1 pseudogene is annotated in these 1149 nt (G+C 71.4%); it reads left to right on the top strand.

Annotation, left to right across the window (positions count from 1 at the left end):
• Positions 1 to 1149 (top strand): annotated as a pseudogene (locus tag BACI9J_RS22330) (AAA family ATPase); the annotation flags it as partial.

Here is a 1149-nt window from a genome sequence, read left to right as displayed (position 1 = left end):
GTGCTCAACCCGGGCCTCGCCGACGCCCTCCACGAGCAGTTCGGGGTGATCCTCGACGCGCAGTCCTTCGTGGCCCTCGCACAGCAGGACGGCTCGTTCACACCGAACCCCGTCATCGACCGGCTGCGTGGGCTGACCGCGCACATCCCGGGCTTCTCGGTGCACGCCCGACTCGTGGTGTCCGCCTTCGCCGAGGTCGCGACCGGCATGGTCGAGGACACCGGCGACCTGTCGCACCCCGTGCTGGACGCCCTGGCCGGCAACCCGAGCGCGAAGTGGCAGGTCGAGCAGTCCTACCACCCCGTCGAGCAGACCCCGTCGGACGAGCGCAGCCCCGAGACCGACACGCTGCTGCTCGACGCCGACGACGAGCAGGAGAACGTGATCGCCCAGATCACGGCCGGCAACTCCATCGTCGTGAAGACCCTGCCGGGCACCGGTGGCACCCAGACCATCGTGAACGCCCTGGGCGGTCTGGTCGCGGCGAACAAGCGCGTCCTCGTCGTGAGCCCGCGCCGCGCCACCCTGCGGGGCATCGCCGCACGCTTCGGCGAGGTCCAGCTGCCCGGGGTCGCCGTCACGCCGTCGACCCTGCGCCGCGACGTCGTCCGTGCCATCGCCCGCAACGAGAAGGCCGCGCGGCCGAACCTCCGCGAGGTCGACGACGCCCTGGTCCGCCTGCGCAAGGTGCTGAAGGACTACCGCGGCTCGCTCACCCGCAAGGACCCCGACTTCGGCGTCTCGGTGCTCGACTGCTTGGTGGAGCTGTCGCGCCTGTCGCTGCTCCCCGTCGCCCCGTCGACGACCGCCCGGCTGTCGAAGCAGTCCGTGGCCTCGATGGTCGACGGCCGGTCGCGCGTCGCCGAGACCATGGTCAGCGCCGCGAACCTCGGCGAGTTCCGCTACGGCCCCGACGACTCGCCCTGGTACGGCGCGAAGTTCTCCTCGAGCGACGGGGCGCAGCGTGCGCACCGCATCGCGAAGGACCTGGACGCCGACGGCCTGCCGACCCTGCTCCGCCGCGCCCACGACCTGGTGAGCACGACGCACATGCGCCAGTTCACGACGATCAACGAGCTCGGCATCTACCTGCGCCTGCTCACCGAGATCCGCGACACGCTCGACCGCTTCCTGCCGGTGGTGTTCGAC

This window comes from Arthrobacter sp. 9V (genome assembly GCF_902506065.1).
Taxonomy (GTDB): Bacteria; Actinomycetota; Actinomycetes; order Actinomycetales; family Micrococcaceae; genus Arthrobacter.
This window is presented reverse-complemented; position numbering and strand designations above follow the sequence as displayed.